Consider the following 21,466-nt stretch of genomic DNA (forward strand, 5'->3'; position numbering starts at 1 on the left):
GTTCGATGGGGTACTGGACAAGAAGGCCGCGGATGTCGCCAAGCCTGGGATACCAAGGCGCTTGCCCCAACCGGAGCTCGGCGCCACACTGACAGTGCTTTTAAACGGGATCGCTCGCCCTCGGCGCCGCTTCTTCAGCCTCGTCGCCCTCGGGCGCGCTGCCTTCCTCGCCGCCTGGCGAATTTTTCGCGTCTTGCTTCTTACGGGCTTTTTCTTCGGCCTTTTTCTTCTTTTCTAATTCCCGCTGCCGCTTTTCGTACGAAAAATTAGTTTTAGCCATGAATCACCTCTTTGTTTGTCTGTCGATAATGAGTATTACGGCACCATTATGACGCAGATAGCCCTGTCGCATTTGAATTAACCACGTGGATGGTGTTTGGCGTGCAGCTGTTTCATGCGCTCGCGCGCAACATGGGTATAGATTTGTGTCGTCGAAATATCCGCGTGCCCGAGCAGAAGTTGCACAACGCGCAAGTCGGCACCGTGATTGAGCAAGTGCGTCGCAAAGGCATGCCGCAGTGTATGGGGCGACAGCGGAGCGGTAATCCCGGCCCGCGCGGCATGTTTTTTGATTATTACCCAGAACATTTGGCGCGTCATCGGAGCACCGCGCGCCGTCACGAACAGCGCGTCGTCCATTTGGCCATTGAGGATGAGGCCGCGCGCGTCGCGCAGATAGCGCTCGATCCATTCGCGCGCCACCTGGCCGAAAGGCACCAGGCGCGTCTTGGCCCCCTTGCCCGTGATGCGCAGCACGCCATCGTTTAAGCTCAGTTCGACAACTTTCAGCGTCACCAGTTCCGACACGCGCAAGCCGCTGGCGTACATCAGCTCGAGCATGGTGCGTTCGCGCAAACCCAGCGGCGTGGCCACGTCGGGCGCGGCCAGCAGCGCCTCGACCTGGGCCTCGCTCAAGGTATGCACGAAGCGCACGGCTTGCTTGGCCGACACCAGCTTCAGGCAGGGGTCGGCGGCAATGGCGCGCTGGCGCAGCGCCAACTGGTAAAAGCGCTTGAGCACCGACAGGCGCCGGTTCGAGGAACTGGGCTTCGACTCGGCGTGGCGGTCGGCAAAATACGCATTCAGGTCGTGTCCCTGCACCGCGTGCAGGCTGTCGCGCCCGGGCCGCGTGACTTCGAGCCAGCGCGCGAACATGCGCATGTCGCGCCGGTACGCGTCGAGCGAATTCTTGGCCAACCCTTGTTCGAGCCAAAGGTTGTCGCAAAATTCGTCGATCAACCGAAGATTGTCTGCTGCTGCCATGGGGAATGGTTGACGCCTTCATGGGCCAGCAGCCAGCGCTTGACGCTCAGCTGAAAGCCGTTTTCATCGTCGCTCTGCGCAAAGCCGCCCAGTCCGCCCGCAGCCGTCACCCGGTGGCAGGGAATGACCAGCGGGAACCAGTTGGCGCCGCACGCCTGCCCCACCGCGCGCGGCGCAGAACCGGTGTGCTTGGCGACCTGGCCGTAGGTACGCACCGTGCCGCGCGGGATGGAAGCAATCGCCGCCCACACTTTGCGCTGGAACGCGCTGCCCACTTCCGGCAAGGGAAAAGTGAAGGGGAAATCGGCGTCGCACAGGTAGTTTTCAAGCTGGCGCGCAACGATGTCGGCTACCGCATCGGTCGCCGCTTTTTCACCGAAATGGGGCGGCAGATACACCAGTTCGGTGACGATCCCCGCATCGATGCGAATGCCGATCGCGCCGAAGGGGGCGGCGACGATGGCCGAGAAAATGTTGCTGCCTTGCGTAGGGTTCATCAGTGACAGTGTAGCGCAGACGGCCGCAAAGCTTACTCGCCCGCTTTTCGACGGACGAAAAAAAACGCACCTTGCGGTGCGTTCCAAATTTTGTTCACGTTTCCGGCCGTTTGGCATGTACCAACAGCATTCTGTAAAACGCGTGTCTCCTCGATATTTCTCCGGTATGAACTACCGTGCTCTTATCTTACTACTCCCCAAACTGCCTAATTCTGTACTGCGCCGTGCACCACGTTGTGCACCATGGTGGTGCTGGGACGGTGCTCATCATAACTTATTTAAAAAGGGAAATTGTGGCATTTATGGCACGGAGATTGAAATTTAATTACTTGCAATTTATATGTGACAACCGGAACGCAATCTGTGGTACGTGCGTCTTAGGACGCCGTGCCGTAGCGCTGCTGTGCGTCAAGCGGTGGCAATCGTCAATGTTGCCAACGCCAGCGCCAGCGCATCGTACACTAGGCGCAGGCGCCGGCTCGAACGCACTTCCCGATGCACGGTCAGCCAGACCGGCAGAGGAGGCACCGCCGCCGACGGCATCAGACGCACCACATCGGTATCGGTCGCGGCAACAAGCTTTGTTACGAAGCCGCAACCGAAGCCGGAGCGCACCATCTGCCAGCACACGTCGTGGCTATCGGAACGGAAGGCGAAGCGTAGCCGGTCCTTGGCCGCACCGGCCGCCAGCAAGCCACGGCGCAAGCTGTCATCGCGATCGAACCCGATCAAGTCGCATTCCAGCAACTGTTCCAGCGTGTGCGGCGTCCCGCGCAGGTCGAGATAGGATCGGTGGGCATAAATTCCCATTTCCAATTGGCCTACTTTGCGTGCCACCAGTTCACCCTGGCCGGGGGCGGCCATCCGGATGGCAATGTCCGCTTCACGTTCCAGCAAGTTGGCGATGTCATTGCTGGCCAGTACTTCGAATTCGATTGCTGGATGGCGGCGCCGAATGTCCGTCAAAATTGGCGGCAAGATGTGCACAGCGGTCAATTCGCTAGCGGCAAGGCGAACCGTTCCGGCCACCTCGTCACTGATGGCCTGGGCTGCGCGCGCAATCGCACCGGCCTCGTGCCGCATTCGGCCGGCCCGCTCAACCAATTGCCGCCCCGCGACGGTCAACTGCATGCCCCGTGACGAACGGTCAAACAAGATAATCCCCAACTGTTGTTCCAAAGTGGAAATCTGGCGACTCAGGGTGGGCTGGCTCATACCGGAGGACCGTGCCGCCTTGGACAACGATCCCGCGTCGACCAGATGCATGAAGACATTGAGCAAATTCCAGTCAAGGCTGGCAAGCGGAGGAGACATGGACGGCTTCCGGATCGGCTATGCAGAATTGAATAGGCGGGATGCATATCATACACTTCCTTTATCTGCGTCAATACGACAAGATTCACCTCGCCATCTCCGGCAATGCATCCCTACAAGGCCTTCCTCATGAAACCTATCCTCCTGGCCGTTGCCGTCTCGGCCCTTGCGATGTTTTCGCTGGCCGGCCTCTACACGGGCGTGCTCGCGCACGCCTTTATTGCCCAGCACCTTGCCGGCCCGGCGCTTCGCACGCCACCCAACCTCCCCCTCGTCTTCGCCGGCTATGTTTTCCTGGCGCTGTGCATGACCCTGGTTCACCGGCGCCTGTTTTATGGCACGCGGCCGACTACCTGGACCAACGCCCGCTTCGGCATGCTGGCCGGCGTCGGCTGGCTCATGCCGTACAGCCTGGTCCTGTTCGGGGTATATGCCTTTCCCTACTTGGCGCTGCCGCTCGATTTTTGCTGGGCATTGGTCGAGCAAGGGCTTGGAGGGGTGATCATCGGTGCCATTCTCGGCCGGCGGTACGGCCGCCCTTTCTCAGTTGTAGACCAGGTTCGGCAGCCATAGCGAAATCTGAGGCACATACGTCACCAGCGCCAGGAACGCGAGCATCGTCAACAGCCACGGCAGCACCGCGACGGTCAGTTCCGAAATGCCCATATTGGTAATCCCGGACGCCACATACAAGTTCAAGCCGACCGGCGGATGGCACATGCCCACTTCCATGTTCACCACGATCAAGATTCCGAAGTGCACCGGATCGATGCCCAGCGTCACCGCGACCGGGAACAGGATGGGCGCCATGATCAGCACGATCGACGACGGTTCCATGAAGTTGCCCGCCACCAGCAGCAGGATATTGACCACCAGCAGGAAGCTGACCACGCCCATGCCCTGCCCGGTAATCCAGGCCGCCATTTGCTGGGGAATATTTTCGCTGGTCATCAGGAACGAGAACAGCATGGCGTTCGTGATGATGTAGAGCAGCATTGCCGACAGTGACGCCGAATCGAGCAAGACCTTAGGAATCTGGCTCAGCTTCAAGTCCTTGTAGACGAACACGGCAATGAAAAAGGCATACATGGCCGCCATCGCGGCCGCTTCGGTAGGCGTGAACTTGCCGCTGTAAATGCCGCCCATCACCACCACGATCAGCATTAAGCCCCAGATGCTCTCGCGAAAGGTTGACCAGCGCTCGCCCCAACTCGCCTTTTTCATGCGCGGGTAGCCATGCTTGCGCGCCAAAAACCAGGTCGTCAAGCCCAGGAAGAACGCCAGCATCAGGCCCGGCACCACGCCGGCCATGAACAGCTTGCCGACCGAAGTATTGGTGGTCACCGAATACATGACCATCACGATCGACGGCGGAATCAGGATGCCGAGCGCGCCGGAAGTGGTGATCACGCCGGCGCCGAACGCCTTGGGATAACCCTGCGCGACCATGGCCGGCAGGACGATCGAACCGATCGCCACCACCGTGGCCGGGCTGGAACCGGAGACCGCGGCAAACAGCGCGCAAGCGAGCACGCCGGCCAGCGCCAGCCCGCCGTGCCAATGGCCCACCATGGCGCTGGCAAAGCGGATCATGCGCTTGGCCACCCCGCCATGCGTGAGGAAATTGCCCGCCAATATAAAGAAGGGAATCGCCATGATCTCGAACTTTTCGATGCCCGTGAACAGTTTCATGGCCACCGCCTCGATCGGCACACTGGTCATGGTCACGAAAAACACGAGCACCGTCAGGCCCAGCGAAATGGAGATCGGCATGCCGGTCAGCATCAGCAAGATCAGCAGCAGGAAAATGATGGCGGCGTTCATGCTTTCTCTCCAGCGCGGGCGGCGTTGATCTCGTCGTCCAAGCCTTCAACGTGGGCCGGATCATGGCGCGGCAGCTCGCCCGTGCGCAGGAAATGCACCATCACCTGCAGGAAACGAAAGCACATCAGCCAGGAGCCCAGCGGCAGGCACAGGTACACATAGCGCATCTGGATTTCAAGCACTTCGGACGTAGAGTTGCCTCCTTGGCTATCACGTAATAATTTTGAAGGGTCTAAAGCCTAACGAGACAAACCATGGCGCTCTACGGATATGCCCGCGTTTCCAGCAGCGAGCAGGACTTCGCGCTCCAAGAACAGGCGCTTCGCGCCGCCGGCTGCGATGTAGTGCGGGCCGAGAAGGCGAGCGGCACCAGCCGCGCTGGCCGAACGGAGCTCGCGACGCTGCTAGATTTCCTGAGGCGAGGCGACACGCTGGTCGTGACAAGGATTGATCGCCTGGCGCGCAGCATCAAAGATCTGCAGGACATTGTGCACACGCTGAAGGAGCGAGGCGTCACCCTCAAGGCTACGGAACAGCCGATTGACACCTGCAGCGCGGCGGGCAAGGCATTCCTGGACATGCTGAGCGTGTTCGCAGAATTCGAAACCAACCTCCGACGCGAGCGCCAGCTGGAAGGGATCGCCGCCGCCAAGGCGCGCGGCGCCTACCATGGGCGCAAGCCATCGGTCGATTCCGTCGAGGTCCGGCGCCTGCGCGAAGAGGAGAAGTTGGGTGCCGCAGAAATCGCGCGACGGCTTGGTGTTGGCCGCGCCTCCGTGTATCGCGTATTTTCCCGTCATGGCCTGCCAACGTGAACAGCGTGGGCAGGGTTGATACCCAATCGCAGCCATGAATTTTCCAGTGCACTCGACGTTAGTTGTCACAGCTCGGCCATTAGGTCCCACTTGACGCCCGGAGTGTGCAGCGCCGCGCTTCAACAGGAGCACGGTATAGAGCGAAGTTGGAGATGGCGCCAGTTTTTGATGTGGTCGTTCTTTGATCTATCGACTTGGTATTCGTTGCGCGCTAGCTACGATGCTTTGTTGAGTTCGCCTTGGAAGTTGATTTTTTGATACAATTGCCGTTTACCGTGATTTTCTGCCAGTCAAGGCCGCACGGGATATCACAGGACACGGAATGAACAACGTCATTCGCTCGATTACCGACCTGTTGCAGGGCCGCCAGCACAACCGCATCTTGCGCTTGGCCTTTCCGCAAAACGATTCCCCATCGGCGCAGTTTCTGGTCAACCAGCTTGATGCGGTCGAGAGCCTGTCGCGCGACTTTGAATTTACCGTAGAGCTGCTCTGCGACGACGCCTGCGTGCCGCTGAAAGACATGCAGGGCAAACTGCTTCGCATCGAGCTGGTGCGGGGGGATGGCAGCCTGCGTTATTTCACCGGCTACGTGTTCAGCTTTAAGCGCAAAAAATCCGACGGCAACATCACATTTTACGAAGCGAAGCTCGGTCCTTGGCTGAAGTACCTGAGTCTGCGCAAAGACAACTATCTGTTTCACGGCAAGACCTTGCGCGAACAGACCGACAATGTTTTTGCGGACTATTCATCCGTGTCGAACTGGGACTGGCGCGTGTCTGGCGAAGACCCGACCATGACCGACGCGTGCCAGTTCGATGAGACCGACTTTAATTATCTGAGCCGGCGCTGGGAAGCTGCAGGCTTGCTGTACTGGTATGAGCATACTGTCGAGGGTCACCAACTGGTGGTGACCGATGACTCCACCGCTGCAGCGTTGATGGACGGGGTCGGTGAAATCCGCTTTCAACGCCATGGCGGCATCACCGAAGAAGACGCGGTCGACGAATGGTCGCCAGTGCGTGTGCTCGCGCCGTCCAGCGTTGCTTTGAGCGGATACGATTTCAAGAATCCTCGCTCGACCGATATCACCGTGCCGACGCTGGCCAAACAGGGCGCCGTGCCCGAGATTGAATCTTACGAATACGTGGGCGCCTATGGCTTCAAGAACTGGAGCGACGGTGATGCGCTGGGCAAGCGCCGCATGGAGGAATTCGAGGGCGCCAGCAAATACGTCGAGGCGGCTGGCAACAACCGTTATGTGCTGCCAGGCAGGTTCGCGCGGCTGCTCGACCATTTCACCTATACCCCGTTTGGCAACAACCAAGCCGCCGACAATCAATTCCTGATCCTGTCGGTGCACCACACTGCGAGCAACAACTATTTCCAGCAGGCCGACATCGCGCCGCACTACCGCAATCGGATGATTTGCACACGCAAGAGCGTGCCGTGGCGTCCAGGTCGCGATTTCAACAGCACCACAACGCGCATACTGGCCCCGCAAACGGCGACCGTGGTGGGCCCTTCCGGCCCCGACAGCATTCACACGGATGAATACGGGCGCATCCGCGTGCAGTTCCATTGGGACCGCATTGGCAACCGCGACGAACGTAGTTCGGCATGGGTGCGCGTTGCAAGCCAATGGGCTGGCGCCGAATTGGGTGCTGCGGCCATTCCGAGAGTCGGGTCAGAATGTATTGTCATGTGGCTGGACGGAAACCCAGACCGTCCGATCATCACCGGCAGCGTATATAACGAGCGTAACATGCCACCCTGGGAATTGGCCACCCAGCAAGCATTGACGGGGTTGCGCAGTCGTGAGCTAGCGCCCAACGGCGGCAATGCAGCCGGGGGGCGCAGCAACCATCTAATCCTGGATGACACTAACGAAAAGATTCAGGCGCAGCTCAAAAGCGATCACGCATCAACTCAGCTCTCGTTGGGTAGCATCACCCGGATCGACGACACGGGCGGGCGCAAGGACGATCGTGGTGAAGGTTGGGAACTTGCCACCGATGCATGGGGCGTGGCGCGTGCAGGTCAGGGCATGCTGCTCACCACCGAAGCTCGTCCGAACGCGGCCTCGCATATCAAGGATATGGGCGAGACGGTGCAACGTCTGGCCAGTGCGTGCGACCAACATGACGCGCTGGCAAAATTGGCGCAAAAGCACGGAGCGCAAGAAAATACGGGGCAGCAAGCCGATGTAACGGTAGCCATTCAAGGCCAGAATGATGCACTCACGGGTGCAGGCAAAGGACCTTTCCCTGAGCTGTCCGAACCGCACTTGGTGCTGGCCAGTCCCGCCGGAATCGAGCTAACGACGGCACAGAGCACGCACATTGCCAGCCAACAGCACACGGCAATCACCACCGGAAAAAGCTTATCGATTACTAGTCGTGACGGCCTGTTTGCCAGCATTGGCAAAACATTCCGGTTGTTTGTCTACAAGGCCGGAATGAAATTGATCGCGGCGGCGGGTAAGGTGCAAATTCAAGCCCAGAGTGATGAGGTGGAAATTATCGCCAACAAAGTTCTCGCGTTGCTCAGCGAATCGGACTGGGTGGAGATTCGCGGCAAAAAAGGCGTGCGTCTGCATGGCGGAAATAGCGTGCTCGAAATTAGTAACTTGACGCAATTTCTGACCCAGTCACCAGTTTTGTTTAACGGCAATCTGGAAACCTTGGCACCAAAAAGTCTTTCGCAATCGATCAATGAACGATCGACCACTCGGTTCGATCAGGAAGTCCGCTTACTGCACACCGACAGAAAACTGGCCCCGGATATCGCTTATGAGTTGATCCACGAGGATGGTCACCTCATCAATGGCAAGACCACTGCTAGTGGCACTACCTCATTACAAAAAGGAGCGGGCATGGACAGCTATACCATCCGTTATAAAGGCGGACTTCCATGAGTGACAAGAAAAATCTCAACGAGAACGGAAACCATGAGGGACAATTTTCTCAAGGCGTGGGGGGGTGGGCCGAATATACAGTTTCTATGACCGCAACTGATGACACAGCACGACATGATGTAACCATGCCGCCCGGCAAAGTAATTCCGGTCATCTTTCTACCTGGAGTCATGGGCAGTAACCTGCGTATGAGCAAGGTGCGGCAAGATGAATTGAAGCGCCCCGACAACCGTGCGTGGCGCCCTGAAGATCTCGGTGCAGTCGATGTCATGACTGGCTCAGACTATGGCGGTTGGTTTAAGAATGCCTCCCCAGCGCAGCGGCAGCTTGTTTTCGATCCAACGGAAACGGAGGTCGAGTATTACCACTATACCGAAAGTAACGACCGATTTGACCCGCAAGGAAAAGAAACCTTAGCCGCTGATGCGCGCGCAAAAAATGTTCCAGACGGTCTGAATCCGATTCCACCTTTGCTCGGTCGCTATGTATCTTTTTCATCGGCGGCAGAGAGCACTGAATTTGCACGAACGCACAAAAATCATCACACGCCTGCGCAGATAGCGCGTTGGCGCGGATGGAGCGAAGTTCTTTTTGAAGGTCCGTATGGGGAAATGTTAAAAACAGCAGAAAGATTCCTCAACAACATTCTATACACGGAAAACAAACCTTGGAAAGGCACGCCAACTGCTCACTGGCAAGCTAATCCGGTGATGCCGGGCACTACTCAACCCGGCCCCTTAATGGGTTGGAGAATTAATCCCTACCTTATGGGAGATCCTAAGGGTTTAGGCGCCTCATCAGGGGCGCCCATTGTGGAAAGCGATCTTATAAAGATTGCACCGTGCTGGTATCCGGTACATGCGATGGGCTACAATTTTATTAAAAGCAATGGAGAGTCCGCCAAGATCATCGCTGAACGTATTCGTGGACTCGTCAAGGGATATCAGAAGCGGGGCTTCAAGTGCAATGAAATTATTCTCGTCACCCATAGCATGGGAGGGTTACTGAGCCGCGCGTTGATGCATCCGGATTATGGCAATCTGATGAATGACCCGGAAATTAAGCTGCTCGGCGTTTATCATAACGTGATGCCAACGCTCGGGGCAGCAGCGGCATACAAGCGCATGCGCTTTGGCTTCCAGGAAGAGGGCGGAGGTCCCGCAGCCCATTACCTAGAAAAAGTTCTCGGTCAGAATGGCCAACATGCAACAGCTATTCTCGCCAACGCACCCGCACCGATGGAAATGTTGCCTGCGTCGGGCTACGGAAAGGAATGGCTAAAAGTTGTCGATGGTTCCAACAAGACCTTGTGGAGCTGGCCGCGTGGAAACGGTACGACGTTGGCCGATATTTATTTGAAACCCGCTACTGCATGGTGGCGGTTGATTAATCCTCAGTGGGTGAATCCGGGACGCGTTTCAAAAGAAAATGGGGGTGGAATTGAAAAGGTTTACAATCGCCTAAAAAAAGCGACTCATTTCCTCGACTCGATCAATGACACTTTCCATCCAACTAACTCCTATGCCAGCTTTTGCGCATCGCCGAATCATCTAACTTACGGCGAAATTGTGTTTCAAGTTATAAAAGGGGGCGTCGACACTAAGGGCCAACCGATCCCCTTACCGCCACCGGAGAGCTGGATATTGCTGACTGACGATATGATACGTACACTTACTGTTCAGGCCGGGCCACAAGTTTTAACTCTGAAATTGTTGAAAGTCAACGCCCTTGGCGATGAAACTGTTCCTTCGGAGCGCTCTGCCAAACACATCAAGGGTACCCTCTTTACACATGGGCAAACAGGTAAAGGGTATGAGCACCAGGGGAGTTATGCTGATCCGCAGGTTATGGCGTCAATGCTGTATTCGATCGTCCAGATCGCAAAAACCGCCAAATGGGCTTAGGCCAATTTTATGTCATTTTCAGGAAAACAGTCATTTTATCGCGCCGCGCTACTCATGCTTGTCTTAATGCAAGCCTGTTCACCAAACTACTCGTACAAGGAGAAAGCCGTGCCCGAATCAGTCAAACTCAGTGAGCGTATGCAGGCGCTTTTTGCCAAAACTAAGCTGGTCTGCTTCGGTCGCTATGCATTGGAAGTGCCCCAGGAAGCACAATTAATCGTGGGGAGCATTTCGTTTCCTTCGACCATCAAAGTTTTCGAGGGGGGACCGGAGGCAATCAAGCGCCGTGTATCGATAGATATTGCCCAAATAAAACAGAAAGAAAATACTTCGGAAATTAAATTTAGTGGGGACGGGCCAATAGCGGGAAGTTGGCAGATCCGATATTACGAAGATGAATATGATAAAAAAGATGGGGATATTTTTTTTAAAACCTACGTGAATCAAGGGAACTTGAATTTTATCCTTGGTGGCTCTGTTGACAAGGGCAGCAACGAAGAATTGGCAGCCGCCCGAGAGCTTGCGCGTGCGAAAAAGCTCCGCCTTCTCGCACCTGGCGAAGTCCCCGACGAACCTGGCTTTTGTATACAGCACGCTTTCCTGCCGGACAAACTGTACGCTGATCAAGAAATGATAGCGGTCGGTATCTACTTGCCAAGCCTGCCGGACGTCACGTTTTCAATCAGCTCAAACAAGGATGCCTACGCCGATACGCCGGCCGCCGAATTTGAAAAGTCACAAAGAGGCGAGCTGTCTTTGCTGGCCCGTATCGCCGGGGCGAAAAAAGATCAAGGGATGAGTTACCCAAGCCGTACTGTCCTTCGTGAAGGCAAGCGCGATGTGAACCATTGGCACGGGGAAGAATCATTAATTAGACGCAAGGACGGGGTACACGACTTCGAGTGGGCGTTTGTTGGCACACCAAAAGATGTCGCCAACCCGTCAGAATTCGGCGCCGTCATGTTCACCAAAGTTGAGCACAATACGGTTGGCGCGGCCAAGGTGGCATCTGTCAGCGACGATGAGGCGGTGGCCTTGTGGGACAAACTGCTATCCGGACTAAAATTCCGTGTCAAGGTACCAGGAGCGCCGGAGGGATCGTATTTTCCCCATTTGCCCAAGCCGGTCAACCCGGCCCACAAACCTGCTGGCTACGATCTACTCGATCCGGCAACGGCCACACCTGCGGCGCCTACTCATCCTATAGCACCTTAGGCCAATGATCCCACGCGCACCGGAACAAGCTTGGCAATATTGCCGCGTTGCCCTGCTCGCTCTGGTCTTGCTGCCAGCCTATTCACACAGCTATTCCTACAAAAAGAAAGCGCTGCCCGAACCTGTCAAACTCAGCGTGCGCCTGCAGGCGCTCTTTATCAAAACCAAACTTGTCTGCTTCGGGCGCTATGCACTGGAAGTACCGCAGGAGGCGGAGCTAATCCCGAGCAATGGCGACATAAACGTCATCAGCGGTGGGCTGGACGCTCTCAAACTGCGAGTAGCAGCGGATATCGCTAAAATCAAAGAGAAGGATAAAACCGCTGAGATTACATATGACGGGGAAGGTCCGATCAAGAATAGCTGGCAGGTCCGTTATTACGACGACGATACGGCTAAAAAATATGGACTCCATTTCTTTAACACCTATGTGAACAAGGGGGACCTGACGTTCGTTCTAGGTGATGCCGTTGGAGAAAAGGATACGGAGGAAATGACTGCATTAAGACAGGCTGTCCATGCTAAAAATGTTCGTCCGCGCATGCCAGACGAAGTTCCTGACGAACCCGGTTACTGCTTCCGGCACGGCTTCATGGCGGAAAATTTGTACGCAGAGCAGGAAATGTCCAACGCGGGCATTTACCTGCCAAGCCTGCCGGACGTAACGTTTTCGATAAGTTCCAACAAGGATGCCTACGCCGATACGCCTGCCGCCGAATTTGAAAAGTCACAAAGAGGCGAGCTGTCTTTGTTGGCCCGTATCGCTGGGGCGAAAAAAGATCAAGGGCTGAGTTACCCAAGCCGTACTGTCCTTCGTGAAGGCAAGCGGGACGTGAACCATTGGCACGGGGAAGAATCATTAATTAGACGCAAGGACGGGGTACACGACTTCGAGTGGGCGTTTGTAGGCACACCAAAAGATGTGGCTAACCCATCAGAATTCGGCGCCGTCATGTTTACCAAGGTTGAACACAATGCGGTTGGCGCGGCCAAGGTGGCATCTGTCAGCGACGATGAGGCAGTGGCCTTGTGGGACAAACTCCTGTCTGGCCTAAAATTCCGCGTCAAGGTGCCAGGAGCGCCGGAGGGATCGTATGTTTCCCATTTGCCCAAGCCGGTCAAACCGGCCGTCGAACCCGCTGGCGACATACTGCCGGGGCCGACAGCAAGCACGGCAAGTAAGCCTGCAAAGCCTTGATTTACTCGATAGAGGCCAGATATGAAACATGAAGGACGCGGCGTCATCCGCCTAAACGATAGCACCACGCATGGAGGCCATGTCATCACCGCGTCTGGATCGACCGTGATGGGTATCCCCGCAGCATTGCAAGGGGATATGACACACTGCCCCAAATGTAAGGGCGACTATGCCATCACACCTGATGGTAAAGGCGCCAAACATATAGGACTTCCCTTTGCCTATCACGGTGATCTGACCGCGTGCGGCGCCAGCTTGATTTCGTCGAAGTGATGATGCGGTCGCGAATCGACGTCAACAAAATCATTACCGCCCATGCCACCGTTACGGTTGGTAGAATCGCGGTTGCGGTAGAGAACTGCGTCACGGATTGCGGCTGCAAGCTGATCGGCGCGAGCAATGCAACCGCAGTCTAGCATCAGTTCGGCACGTCGACCACGTGAGTGCGCTGGCGTGTCCCTACATATTGAAAAAGCCGTAGCACTGTTTGATAGTTTGAGGGCGTCTGTTTTGCCTACGTCGCTGCCGCAGCCGGTCGGCGCACGAAACACGGGGCTGGTCGAGGCTTGGCAAACCTGGTTGTCCAAGTACCCTGACGGGCGCGGGGCTGCGGCGATGAATGACTGGATGAACAGTGTCCAGTGCCGCCTGGATGACGCAATAGGTTTGTTTAGACACGCCTTGCAAGGGGACCCCGGCTGGCAAAAGGGGCGCGCGGCAATCGCCGGCGGCGAGCGCGGCGAAACCGCTGTCATCACGATGGGCGCGGCGCCATTGATGTTCTGGAGTCGGCAGCACATCCTTATTGAGTCCACTCCTGCGCTGGAGCAGTTGTTAGTCCACTCCGATATCGGCGAAGACTTGCCCGTCAACCTGTTTCGAGCGCCTGCTCCAGCATGCTTTTTGCGCTTCGGGCAAATCTTTCAGGACGGGCTAGTATCTGCACCAGAACATCAGCAGTCACACAAGCGCCGTCTAACTGGAGTATACGTTTTTGACGGGCGCAACCAGAACACGAGGTCGATCGATCTCGTGTGCGTTTTCCTGCTTCCCGCAGCCGGTATCTACTCACTGCGTACGATCGAGCTGGTGTTTCATGATGAGAACGAATCCGTCCTGGCGCAGATCCGGCGGGCCTGTCAAAACGCCGAGCTTGAGCCGCACTTGGTGTCAATCGCACAATCGGTCGCTAAGGTGTTTTTCTATATGCAGCAGCCTGGCGCCCACCAGGTCGAAGAGCGCCAGTACAGCGCTACGCTGGCCCAGCTGGTGCAACGGGGTTCACGAAAGGCGGCCAAGCTGTCGCGTAAAGTCATGCGGCTTTACGACCGTGTCGTCATCGGCCCGGCCGGCTTTGTGCATCCACCCCACGGCGAGTTATCGCCCCACCTGCGACGTGGGCACTTCCGTCTGCAGCCGTATGGCCCTGAGTCTTCGCTGCGAAAAGTGATTTTTCTGGCGCCCACGTGGGTGCGCGGTGACCGACTACTGAATAATTAACGATCGCGGGGGCATCCAAGTGCGTCCCTATATGCACTAGTCCCACGTACCGAAAAATGTTCACTTCGCACCGATTGAATAATGAACACATCTCTTCCGTTATTCTCAGTGTGTAGATGGATGTCCGCCACTTACAATGGCTTGCACTCGATGGAACATATACGCTGAACATGGCTATTCTAGCCGTCGCTGCATTAGCGCTTAAATCAGAAGAATTGGAGCCCCTGTGTTTTTTGGTAGCAAGCCCGCTCAAAAGTCACCTTCAGTAGAACAACGTCTGGAATGGGACCGGCCTGGTCGCCGCACCCAACCCTCTAGGGGCCGGGTCGACTCCTGGAATTTGCGCCTCACTCCAATGCTGGCAGGCCGGTATGGCGGAAAAGTAGAATTGAATTTTGAGGGGAAGGCCCGGCTTGGTATTAACCCCAACGTGGCTGTGCTTGGGGACATTGAAATTCGTGACGATTCTAATCCCCCGCGCATGTTGCAGGACCGCTGGGAAAAAGTTCCAGAGGAGGTCGAAGGGTATGCTTCGCTTTCTATGGACAACGATCAACCGCCACGGCTGGATTTGACGCTTTACTGTACGCGAGAAATGCTTAAACGGATCACGCTAGCCTTCACTGCCGGGTTCTCGGCGCGCGCCGGAGTCACTGTCCTAGACCTTGATTTTGGCTACCCGGACGACCAAGGCCAAGACTTCTGGAAAACGCGGTGGCAGTCTACAACAGTGCAAGTGTTAACTTGGCGGGTCACCGCTGGGGCTGGCCCTGATGAAGTGGGCTGACCGCTTCTGGTAGCTTGGCCCGGCCTATTGTCGAAGCAGCGCGCACTTTGCACTGTTTGCGGGGCGCAATGCATTAGTGGTAGACCAGATTGGGCAGCCATAGCGAAATCTGTGGTACGTACGTGACCAGCGCCAAAAATGCTAGCATCGTGCACAGCCAAGGCAGCACGGCCAAGGTTAGTTCTGAGATGCCCATATTGGTAATACTCGACGCCACGTACAGGTTCAGGCCCACGGGTGGATGGCACATTCCTACCTCCATGTTCACCACCATCATGATCCCGAAATGGACCGGATCGATGCCCAGCGTGACCGCGACTGGGAACAGGATGGGCGCCATGATGAGCACGATCGACGACGGCTCCATGAAATTTCCGGCCACTAGTAGTAGGACATTGACGACTAGCAGGAAGCTGATCACACCCATTCCCTGCCCCGTGATCCAGGTAGCCATTTGTTGCGGAATATTTTCACTGGTCATCAAAAACGAGAACAGCATGGCGTTCGTGATGATGTAGAGGAGCATTGCCGATAGTGATGCGGAGTCGAGCAAGACTTTCGGAATCTGGCTCAGCTTCAAGTCCTTGTAGACGAATACGGCGATGAAGAAGGCATATACCGCAGCCATGGCGGCCGCTTCGGTCGGCGTGAACTTGCCGCTGTAGATGCCGCCCATCACTACCACGATCAACATCAGGCCCCAAATGCTTTCGCGGAAGGTCGACCAGCGCTCGCCCCAGCTGGCTTTTTTCATGCGTGGATAACCGTGCTTGCGCGCCAGGAACCAAGTCGTCAAGCCCAGAAAAAACGCGAGCAGCAGGCCCGGCACCACGCCCGCCATGAACAGCTTGCCAACCGAGGTGTTGGTGGTCACCGAATACATAACCATCACGATCGAGGGTGGAATCAGGATGCCCAGCGCGCCCGAGGTGGTGATCACGCCGGCCCCGAACGCCTTGGGATAGCCTTGCGCGACCATCGCCGGCAGGATGATGGAGCCGATCGCCACCACAGTGGCCGGGCTCGAGCCCGACACGGCGGCAAATAGTGCGCAGGCCAGCACGCCGGCCAGTGCCAGCCCGCCGTGCCAATGCCCGACCATGGCGGTGGCGAAGCGGATCATGCGCCTGGCCACCCCGCCATGGGTCAGGAAATTGCCCGCCAAGATGAAGAAAGGAATTGCCATGATCTCGAATTTTTCGATGCCCGTGAACAGCTTCATAGCCACTGCCTCGATCGGCACGCTGGTCATGGTGACGAAGAACGTAAGCACGGTCAGGCCAAGCGCAATGGAGATCGGCATGCCCGTCAGGATAAGCAAGATCAGCAGGATGAAAATGATGGCGGCGTTCATGGCTTATCTCCAATGCGCGCGGCATTGATTTCATCGTCGAGTCCTTCAACATGGGCGACGTCGTGGCGCGGAACGTCCCCGGTCCGGATAAAATTCACCATCACTTGTAGGAAGCGAAAACACATCAGCCCAGAGCCCAGCGGAACGCACATGTACACAAATCGCATCTGAATTTCCAGCACTTCGGACGTTTGGTCCGGCGACAGGTGCCAGATCAGATAGGCGCCCAGTGTCCCAATTACTCCTGTGAAGACGGCTCCGGCCAGCAAGCTGAACACGATGAAGCGCCCTCGCCAGCGGGCATTCATGCGGTTGACTAGCACATCGACCCCGATATGTATTCCAGTGCGCGCGCCGTATGCCGCACCGAATTTAGCCATCCAGATGAACATGAAGATGCACAGTTCCTGGGCCCAGCTAGTGTTTAGGCTGATCAGGTAATCCTGCACGCCGGGGATGGCTAGCCCCGACAGATACCGATGCACCACCGCGAGGAAGACGACCAGTGTGGCTGCGCCCATCAGGGTGGCGATCAGCCATTCCTCTAAATGATCGAGGATTTTCATGAAGTACCTATCAATAACGCTGCAATGGAAGAGATCGCAAAAATGTCCGAAATTGGCTCAGGGACGCCACATTGCGGCAAAAAAAATACAGGCGCATCTGCTTTTGTAAGTTTTTTGCCGCTTCTGATCGACGAATTTCGTTCATCCGACGGGCAGGCAGTCAGTCATACACCAAGGCCGGCGAACTATTTTTTCGCCATACCGTGCGCACGCCGTAGGCGGCGCCGAACTTGGCCATCCAGACAAACATGAAAATGCACAATTCCTGCGCCCAGCTGGTATTTAGGCTGATCAAGTAATCCTGCACGCCCGGTATCGCCAGGCCCGACAGATAGCGGTGCACCACCGCGACAAACACCACCAGCGTGGCCGCGCCCATCAGGGTGGCGATCAACCACTCCTCCAGGTGATCGAGCAATTTCATGGCACTCCCGGGCAAAAGATGTGCGTCAGGCGCACAAAAATTGCCGCGCAAGAGAATGCGCGGCTATCGATAGTGAAACGCTGCTCGTTTGACGACGTATTTGGCCGCTTATTTAGCCGCGGCGGTAATGGCGCCCAGCAACTCCTTGCCGACCCGCCCTTCCATATCCTTGTGCACCGGCGTCAGCGCGGCGCGCCAGGCGGCCTGCTCCTGGGCCGTCTGCATGTGGATGGTGGTCTTGCCGGACTTACGGATCGCGTCCAGCGCCATGTTGTTGTCGCGCTGGGCAATGGCTTTTTCATAGGTGGTTGCCTCCGCCATGGCTTTGGCCAGGCTGCTGCGTATGTCGGCCGGCAAGCCATCCCAGAATTTCTTGTTGACGATGACGGCGTAGCCCAGGTAACCGTGGTTCGACACGGTGACGTGCTTTTGCACCTCATGCATTTTTTGCGTATACATATTTGACGGCGGGTTCTCGGTCCCATCGACCACGCCGGTCTGCAGCGCCTGGTAGACCTCGGAAAAGGCCAGCACTTGCGGATTGGCGCCCAGCGCGCGCATTTGCGCGTCGAGCACCTTGGACGACTGGATGCGCAGCTTGAGGCCCTTGAAGTCGGCCGGCATCAACAGCGGCTTGTTGGCCGACATTACCTTGAAACCATTGTCCCAATACGCCAGGCCGACGATGCCCTTGGCGTCGAGCTTGGCGAACAGGCTTTTCCCGACCGGCCCTTCGGTCACGCGGTACAGCGCTTCCTTGTTCGGGAACAGGTACGGCAGATCGAATACTTCGAATTCCTTGACGCCAAGCGGACCGAACTTGGCCAGCGACGGGGCCAGCATCTGCACCGCGCCCAGCTGCAGGGCCTCGAGTTCTTCCTTGTCCTTGTACAGCTGGCTGTTCGGATAGACCTCAACCTTGACGCGGCCATTGGTGGCCTTTTCGGCCAGGGCCTTGAACCGCTCCGCCGCCTGGCCCTTGGGCGTATCGGTGGCCACCACATGGCTAAATTTGATAATGATCGGACTTTGGGCCCAGGCGTTGAAACTGATCGCTGCGGCCAAACCGACGGCCAGCGCTTGCAACTTCCTTACGTGCATATTATCTCCGGTCTCTGAAAGTCCATTATGATTGGGCGTAGTCTGGCCCCTTGCCATTTTGCACTGCAAGTGTGGAACTCCACAATAGGCATCTCGTTGACAATACAACACGCTTTCAGCATGAAAAACCATGCCCTGCTCGCGCGCCCCCTCCGCCTCGGCAGCCTGTGGCGCTGGCTGCTGCCACTGTTGCTGGTCTGCCTGTTTCTTGCCGTGCTGTTCTGGCTGCCATGGCAAGCGCGCCAGATGGAAAACAACGAACGCCAGGAGCAACTGATTGCCGACACCTTGTGGGTCGAGCAGGCGGTACGCTTCGAACTAAGCCGCAACGAAGACGCTTTCACGGGCATCGCCGCCGACCTTGCACGCCCCGGCACGGCCACCGCCACCGTGCAGGCGCGCATGGACCAGATGCGCAAGAACAGCCACGAACTGCTGCGTCTGGCCGTGCTCGACGAACAGGGCCGCGCGCTGCTGACCAGCGGCCCGGAATTGCCGGCCACGCTGGCAGAACCGTCGCGCAACGCGGCCGAACTGGCGCGCAAGACGGGGCGCGGGCGCTACAGCGAGCCGTATGCGGCCGGCCAGAATCTGATCGACTACCACTTGCCGCGCATCCGCAACGAACGCTTTGCCGGCAGCCTGGTGGCCACCTACAGCCTCAAGGCGCTGCTCGACGAAACCGTGCCCTGGTGGTTCGCGCAAGACAACGTCACCTCGCTGATCAACCGCGACGACGCCGTCCTGGCCCAGCGCGCCGCGGCCGGACCGGGGCGCGGCGTGTACACCCACAAGCGCGAGCTGGACCTGCCCGGCGCCAACGTGCGCCTGGCAACTGACAGCGTCAAGGACCTGCCGCGCCTGTTGCCCAACCTGCTGGTTGGCTCCGTGATCGCGCTGGCGCTGGGTTTGCTGGTCAGCCTGATTGCACTGTGGCGCCACATTGCGCGCCGCCTGGCCGCCGAAGGCGCACTGTGCCAGCAGATGGCGTTTCGCACCGCCATGGAAAATTCGCTCGTCACCGGTTTGCGCGCGCGCGACCTTGAAGGGCGCGTCACTTATGTCAACCCGGCCTTTTGCCAGTTGGTGGGCTTGCCGCCCGAAGAACTGGTCGGCAAAGCGCCGCCCATGCCCTACTGGGCGCCGGAAGCGATGGCCGAATACCAGCAGCGGCTCAATAAGGTCTTGAGCGGGCACGTCACGCCGCAATTTGAAACCACCTTCCGGCGCGCCGACGGCGAGCGCATCCCGGTGCTCATTTTCGAGGCGCCGCTGGTTGACAGCGAAGGGCGCCAGACCGGCTGGATGGGTTCGATCCTCGATATTTCCGACCGCAAGCGCGTCGAGGAACTGAACCGCCAGCAGCAGGAAAAACTGCAGGCGAGCGCGCGCCTGGCGACCATGGGCGAAATCTCGTCGATGCTGGCGCACGAACTGAACCAGCCGCTGGCCGCCATTTCCAGCTACACCACGGGCGCGCTGAACCTGCTTGCGCGCGCCGCTGCCGACGGCAGCGCGGTGGACGCGGCGCTGCTGCTGCCGGCGCTGGAAAAAGCCGGCGTGCAGGCGCAGCGCGCCGGCCAGATCATCCGCAGCGTGCACCAGTTTGTCAAACAACGCGCGCCGGAGCGCCAGCTGATCGACATTGCCGGTTTGGTAGACGGTATTTCCACGCTGATCGAACTGCAGGCGCGCAAGTATTTTGTCGCCATTCGCACCGGCATCGCACCCGGCTTGCCCCAGGTCAGCGCCGACCGCATGATGCTCGAACAAGTTTTGCTGAACCTCACGCGCAACGCCATCGAAGCGATGCAGGATGTCGCTCCCGAGCGGCGCATCTTGCGCATCGACGCTGCGATTGAGCAAGACCAGGTCCGCGTTGCCGTTAGCGACCACGGCCACGGCATCAGCGCCGAAGTGGCCGGCAGGCTCTTTTCGCCCTTCTTTTCGACCAAGGCCGAAGGCATGGGTATGGGACTGTCGATCTGCCGCACCGCTGTCGAATTCCATGGAGGCACGCTCAGCCACCGGGACAATCCCGACGGCGGGACGATATTCAGTTTTTCCTTGCCCGCACACACTAAAAATAAGGGAGACAAGCATGCTGCACATCGTGGACGATGAGGAAGTCATCCGTGACGCCCTCGCCTGGCTGGCGCAGTCGCGCAACATCAAGGCCCGCAGTTACGCGGGCGCCAGGAATTTTTTGGACGGCCTCGATGGCCTGGATGGTCCACACAACGGTTTCGACCCGGACGGCGACTGCCTGCTGCTCGACGTGCGCATGCCCGACATCAACGGCGTGGGCGTGTTCGACCAGTTGCGCGCGCGCGGCCTGACGGCGCGCCTGCCGGTCATTTTCCTGACCGGCCACGGCGACGTGCCGATGGCGGTTGATACGCTGAAACGGGGCGCCTTTGATTTTTTTGAAAAACCCTTCAATGACAACGAGCTGATGGACCGCGTCGACCAGGCCATGGCCGCCTCGCGCGCGGCCGGCGTTGCGGCGCAGGTGCAGGCGCGCCTGGCAACGCTGTCGGCGCGCGAACGCGAAGTGCTCGAGCTGATTTTGGCAGGCATGATGAACAAGGTCGTGGCAGACAAGCTGGGCATCAGCATGCGCACCGTCGAAGTGCACCGCGCCCATATTTTTGACAAGATGGAAGTAAAGACGGCGGTCGAACTGGCGGGCTTGCTCAAATAGTCGAGAACCTTCAGCCGTTTTAACGATCCGATGGTAATGGAGGCGACAGCGCGCGGGCGCGGCCCATGCAACCCTACCCTTGC

The 21,466-nt window shown here is 57.7% G+C and carries 19 protein-coding genes and 2 pseudogenes; 11 read left to right on the forward strand and 10 right to left on the reverse strand.

Annotated elements, in window-relative coordinates:
* Nucleotides 1-100: 100 nt before the first annotated feature.
* The 4 genes from ACP7BV_RS07395 to ACP7BV_RS07410 form a co-directional block, all read right to left on the reverse strand.
* Nucleotides 101-280 carry a hypothetical protein gene (locus ACP7BV_RS07395; RefSeq protein ID WP_426103065.1) on the reverse strand — a complete coding sequence of 60 codons (180 nt, stop codon included), beginning with the start codon at nucleotides 278-280 and terminating at the stop codon, nucleotides 101-103.
* 77 nt (nucleotides 281-357) lie between these two features.
* Nucleotides 358-1,263 carry a site-specific tyrosine recombinase XerD gene (gene xerD, locus ACP7BV_RS07400; protein WP_426103067.1) on the reverse strand — a complete coding sequence of 302 codons (906 nt, stop codon included), beginning with the start codon at nucleotides 1,261-1,263 and terminating at the stop codon, nucleotides 358-360.
* Nucleotides 1,236-1,760 carry a methylated-DNA--[protein]-cysteine S-methyltransferase gene (locus ACP7BV_RS07405; protein WP_426103069.1) on the reverse strand — a complete coding sequence of 175 codons (525 nt, stop codon included), beginning with the start codon at nucleotides 1,758-1,760 and terminating at the stop codon, nucleotides 1,236-1,238. The genes xerD and ACP7BV_RS07405 overlap by 28 nt, the downstream gene beginning before the upstream one ends.
* A 408-nt stretch (nucleotides 1,761-2,168) precedes the next feature.
* Nucleotides 2,169-3,074 (reverse strand): LysR family transcriptional regulator, encoded by a 906-nt coding sequence (locus ACP7BV_RS07410; RefSeq protein WP_426103071.1) that lies wholly within the window; start codon nucleotides 3,072-3,074, stop codon nucleotides 2,169-2,171.
* Nucleotides 3,075-3,203: 129 nt separating this feature from the next.
* On the opposite strand from ACP7BV_RS07410, the gene ACP7BV_RS07415 reads away from it, so the two are divergent.
* On the forward strand, nucleotides 3,204-3,647 hold the full coding sequence (locus ACP7BV_RS07415) for a hypothetical protein (protein ID WP_426103073.1): 444 nt from the start codon (nucleotides 3,204-3,206) through the stop codon (nucleotides 3,645-3,647).
* On the opposite strand, the gene ACP7BV_RS07420 is transcribed toward ACP7BV_RS07415, so the two are convergent.
* Together ACP7BV_RS07420 and ACP7BV_RS07425 are read right to left on the reverse strand one after the other, a co-directional pair.
* Complete coding sequence (locus ACP7BV_RS07420) at nucleotides 3,618-4,898, reverse strand: TRAP transporter large permease (RefSeq protein ID WP_426103075.1); 1,281 nt, start codon at nucleotides 4,896-4,898, stop codon at nucleotides 3,618-3,620. The genes ACP7BV_RS07415 and ACP7BV_RS07420 overlap by 30 nt on opposite strands.
* Nucleotides 4,895-5,095, reverse strand: a pseudogene (locus ACP7BV_RS07425) (TRAP transporter small permease); the annotation flags it as partial. The gene ACP7BV_RS07420 and the pseudogene ACP7BV_RS07425, both read right to left, overlap by 4 nt.
* Before the next feature lie 57 nt (nucleotides 5,096-5,152).
* On the opposite strand from ACP7BV_RS07425, the gene ACP7BV_RS07430 reads away from it, so the two are divergent.
* The 8 genes from ACP7BV_RS07430 to ACP7BV_RS07465 all read left to right on the forward strand — a co-directional run bounded on the left by ACP7BV_RS07430 (nucleotide 5,153) and on the right by ACP7BV_RS07465 (nucleotide 15,234).
* Entirely contained in the window at nucleotides 5,153-5,713 is a 561-nt protein-coding gene (locus ACP7BV_RS07430) for a recombinase family protein (protein WP_426103077.1), read from the forward strand.
* Between the two features lie 322 nt (nucleotides 5,714-6,035).
* On the forward strand, nucleotides 6,036-8,630 hold the full coding sequence (locus ACP7BV_RS07435) for a type VI secretion system Vgr family protein (RefSeq protein WP_426103079.1): 2,595 nt from the start codon (nucleotides 6,036-6,038) through the stop codon (nucleotides 8,628-8,630).
* Nucleotides 8,627-10,534, forward strand: coding sequence for an esterase/lipase family protein (locus ACP7BV_RS07440; RefSeq protein WP_426103081.1), 1,908 nt, complete (start codon nucleotides 8,627-8,629; stop codon nucleotides 10,532-10,534). The genes ACP7BV_RS07435 and ACP7BV_RS07440 overlap by 4 nt, the downstream gene beginning before the upstream one ends.
* A 9-nt stretch (nucleotides 10,535-10,543) precedes the next feature.
* On the forward strand, nucleotides 10,544-11,749 hold the full coding sequence (locus tag ACP7BV_RS07445) for a T6SS immunity protein Tli4 family protein (RefSeq protein ID WP_426103083.1): 1,206 nt from the start codon (nucleotides 10,544-10,546) through the stop codon (nucleotides 11,747-11,749).
* Nucleotides 11,750-11,753: 4 nt separating this feature from the next.
* Entirely contained in the window at nucleotides 11,754-12,947 is a 1,194-nt protein-coding gene (locus tag ACP7BV_RS07450; protein ID WP_426103085.1) for a T6SS immunity protein Tli4 family protein, read from the forward strand.
* 21 nt (nucleotides 12,948-12,968) lie between these two features.
* Nucleotides 12,969-13,220 (forward strand): PAAR domain-containing protein, encoded by a 252-nt coding sequence (locus ACP7BV_RS07455; protein ID WP_426103087.1) that lies wholly within the window; start codon nucleotides 12,969-12,971, stop codon nucleotides 13,218-13,220.
* A 180-nt stretch (nucleotides 13,221-13,400) separates the two neighbouring features.
* Nucleotides 13,401-14,447, forward strand: a complete 1,047-nt coding sequence (locus tag ACP7BV_RS07460) for a hypothetical protein (RefSeq protein WP_426103089.1) — start codon at nucleotides 13,401-13,403, stop codon at nucleotides 14,445-14,447.
* Nucleotides 14,448-14,673: 226 nt separating this feature from the next.
* Nucleotides 14,674-15,234, forward strand: a complete 561-nt coding sequence (locus tag ACP7BV_RS07465; protein ID WP_426103091.1) for a hypothetical protein — start codon at nucleotides 14,674-14,676, stop codon at nucleotides 15,232-15,234.
* A gap of 73 nt (nucleotides 15,235-15,307) precedes the next feature.
* On the opposite strand, the gene ACP7BV_RS07470 is transcribed toward ACP7BV_RS07465, so the two are convergent.
* The 4 genes and pseudogenes from ACP7BV_RS07470 to ACP7BV_RS07485 all read right to left on the reverse strand — a co-directional run bounded on the left by ACP7BV_RS07470 (nucleotide 15,308) and on the right by ACP7BV_RS07485 (nucleotide 18,679).
* Complete coding sequence (locus tag ACP7BV_RS07470; RefSeq protein WP_426103093.1) at nucleotides 15,308-16,588, reverse strand: TRAP transporter large permease; 1,281 nt, start codon at nucleotides 16,586-16,588, stop codon at nucleotides 15,308-15,310.
* On the reverse strand, nucleotides 16,585-17,154 hold the full coding sequence (locus ACP7BV_RS07475) for a TRAP transporter small permease (protein WP_426103095.1): 570 nt from the start codon (nucleotides 17,152-17,154) through the stop codon (nucleotides 16,585-16,587). The genes ACP7BV_RS07470 and ACP7BV_RS07475 overlap by 4 nt, the downstream gene beginning before the upstream one ends.
* Nucleotides 17,155-17,356: 202 nt before the next feature.
* Nucleotides 17,357-17,578, reverse strand: a pseudogene (locus tag ACP7BV_RS07480) (TRAP transporter small permease); the annotation flags it as partial.
* Between the two features lie 108 nt (nucleotides 17,579-17,686).
* Entirely contained in the window at nucleotides 17,687-18,679 is a 993-nt protein-coding gene (locus tag ACP7BV_RS07485) for a TRAP transporter substrate-binding protein (RefSeq protein ID WP_426103097.1), read from the reverse strand.
* 120 nt (nucleotides 18,680-18,799) lie between these two features.
* On the opposite strand from ACP7BV_RS07485, the gene ACP7BV_RS07490 reads away from it, so the two are divergent.
* Nucleotides 18,800-20,803: a PAS domain S-box protein gene (locus ACP7BV_RS07490; RefSeq protein ID WP_426103099.1), complete on the forward strand. Its 2,004-nt coding sequence runs from the start codon at nucleotides 18,800-18,802 to the stop codon at nucleotides 20,801-20,803.
* Nucleotides 20,781-21,383 (forward strand): response regulator transcription factor, encoded by a 603-nt coding sequence (locus ACP7BV_RS07495; RefSeq protein ID WP_426103101.1) that lies wholly within the window; start codon nucleotides 20,781-20,783, stop codon nucleotides 21,381-21,383. Before ACP7BV_RS07490 ends, ACP7BV_RS07495 begins: the two co-directional genes overlap by 23 nt.
* Nucleotides 21,384-21,466: the final 83 nt, after the last annotated feature.

The organism is Massilia sp. TSP1-1-2, from assembly GCF_049896185.1.
Taxonomy (GTDB): Bacteria; Pseudomonadota; Gammaproteobacteria; order Burkholderiales; family Burkholderiaceae_D; genus Telluria_A.